This is a genomic window from Mucilaginibacter sp. P5_A6, assembly GCF_056400585.1.
This window is the reverse complement of the sequence record NZ_JBFUKZ010000074.1, coordinates 1-2630: the sequence shown is the minus strand read 5'-3', so window position 1 is coordinate 2630 and position 2630 is coordinate 1. Positions and strand designations below refer to the sequence as shown.

The following is a 2630-nucleotide window of genomic DNA, read 5'->3' as shown; positions in this document are numbered from 1 at the left end:
CTCTTAATCCATTACACATTTCACCGGCAGGCTTTTATAACAAAAATTATCTTATAGTTAAACCCCACAATAAAATTGAGCATCTTTACTTACAACCGAAATAGCCATTAATAACTATTTTATCACTTATTTGGTCCAAACTATAAGCCGCCTTGCTTTAGCAAATACTTAAAAGGAATTAATAAAATGCCAACCTGGTATTTGGATTTAAGTATTTGATTTATAAAACTATAACGCTAAGACTACACTAATAAATAGTTATTAATAGCTATTGCATATATCGGTGATGTTTAGGAGTTTTATAGTATATAAACCATAAATAAAAAAGGATACAGGCCCTTTTATTTACAGTAACACCATTCGTCTTTTAATCATTAATGTTTTTTATTCGAATGGCGGCAGAATAATTCGCTGTGCATTCTGGATCGGCGTTCCTGAATAATTTATTCTTTTAATAAAGGAGGTAACATGTTCAGAACAACATTACCGAGGCGAAAATTGGCGTAATCTTCGTTTTTGGTTGACTCAAAAAACCTGCAATATCCGGATAGCTTTTTGATAATAACATGCTGTTTTATTATCAAAATAAAGAAGAATATATAAAAAATATAGAGAAAAAACTTGATTTATTAAACCAATTAMCAAATGGCATATAAAATACTTTCATTAGATGGCGGTGGTTCCTGGGCTTTGATTCAGGCCCGCGTACTTAAGGATATTTACGGCGATATCTCCGGTCACGAAGTCTTACATCAGTTCGACCTCGTGATCGCAAATTCGGGAGGCAGCCTTGTTTTGGCTTCGTTATGCAACAATATGTTGCTTAGTGAAATAATTTCGGTTTTTGAAGATGAAAATAAACGAAAACAAGTTTTTTCAAAATTGTCATTCTGGGAAAAATTAAAATGGAGGAATATTGCAAGCCTTACCAATGTGCTCGGCCCAAAATACAGTACTGAAAGAAAGCTCAGCGGCCTTAAAAATGTACTGAACAAATATGATAGCCTCATTATACAAAAAAAGGCAGCCAAACCTATTTTGGATACCTATATGAATGATCTTCCGGCTATCATAGGCAAAAATGATTTACAGATACTTGTTGCCGGATATGACTATCTAAGACAAAGGGCAGTTTTTTTCCGATCAAACCCGGCAAGTAAAACAGACAGTTTTGGCAAGTTTTACCAGGTAAGCTTAGGAGAAGCCATCCATTCATCAAGTAACGCCCCTATTAATTATTTTGATTCGCCGGCAGCAATTACCACCAGTTTACTTGGGGGAGATGACAAACGTAAAACCTGGTTTTGGGACGGTGCGGTATCCGGCTTTAATAACCCGGTGCTTGCCGGCTTTATAGAAGCCCGGACAAATAATCCCGACTTACCACTAAGCGATTTTAAGATCCTTTCATTAGGTACCGGCACAGGTGGAGAAGCACTTATAGGCGACTATGAAAATTCAACCAACCCGGTAATTGCTTCTATTTATAACAAAAATAAAAATAACAAGCTTGCCATTACAAACAATGGGGCTTCATTTTTTGCTGATATAAAAAAAATGTCGACCAGTATTCTCGGCGATCCGCCTGATTCTGCCACATTTATAACCTATGCCATGATTGACCCTTCGCTGAGTAATAAAGCCTGTGTTGTGCGGATAAATCCTTGTTTAAAACCAATACTTAACCCAGATAACCAACTGTATGAAGCACCCCCTATTTATAAAAACKACCCGAACGGCGAGGCCGATTTTATTGCAATAATGGATCTTGATATGGATGCTGTAAAAAATGATGAGGTTGACCTGATTAAGCGTCTTTGTGATAAGTTTATTGTAAACGGCTCTGGCTTGTGTCTGCCTAATCAGTTAATACGTGGTGATGGTAAGGGCGTTCACCTGGGTTATGATACCTATAAAGCAGCCAAAGAAAAATGGCTGAATAGCGATAAGGAAGGATAACAGCGTTATTGAAATGAAAAATAGATTTTCATTCGGTCGTAACCAGGCAATTGTGTTTGCCACTTTAGTTTTTGTACTGGTAATTGGTGCATTTTACTTTTTCATTTACGTTCCCGATAATCAAAATGAATTAGAAGCTCAGCGCTTCAGATGTTTGCAAAATATTGAAATCAACATTCAGTCAAAGGTTGATAACTCTATAGCGCTTTTAAATACCGTACTCAATACTTACGAAAAAAACCCGGCGCAATACAACCGGGAAAAATTAAACAATTATGTTGAGCACTATTCGCAGGAAAGCTTCATCCTTGAATCAATCAAACCGGTACAGCCATCAACAGAAAAAAGCAACATTAATACCTTAACCGACAGCATTTGCAGAGTAGAATTTGACAACCGGACGCTAACCATTCACCTCCAAAAAAAGGGCTACTTTATCCACATGAAGTATACTTTAAAACAGTTTGTCGACCCTTTACTTACCGACGAAATATTTGACCAGTATATTTTCCTCAGACAAAAAAACATTATCTACCAAACATTCCCCAGCGGTATAACAACAATAGTATCAGACTCATTAAAATCCGATAAAAGCGCTTTTTTAGAAGGACAAGTAAAAAACATACACCTTAGCGGGAACAGCTACAAAATATTTTCGCAAAGGCTAAACC

At 36.6% G+C, this 2630-nt stretch carries 2 protein-coding genes; both read left to right on the top strand.

Annotated features, from left to right (window positions below):
* Positions 1-645: 645 nt before the first annotated feature.
* Positions 646-1959: a patatin-like phospholipase family protein gene (locus AC1DO4_RS27715; RefSeq protein WP_477421012.1), complete on the top strand. Its 1314-nt coding sequence runs from the start codon at positions 646-648 to the stop codon at positions 1957-1959.
* A 13-nt stretch (positions 1960-1972) separates the two neighbouring features.
* Positions 1973-2630, top strand: a 658-nt coding sequence (locus tag AC1DO4_RS27710) for a hypothetical protein (RefSeq protein ID WP_477421011.1), incomplete at its 3' end; no start/stop codon positions are given.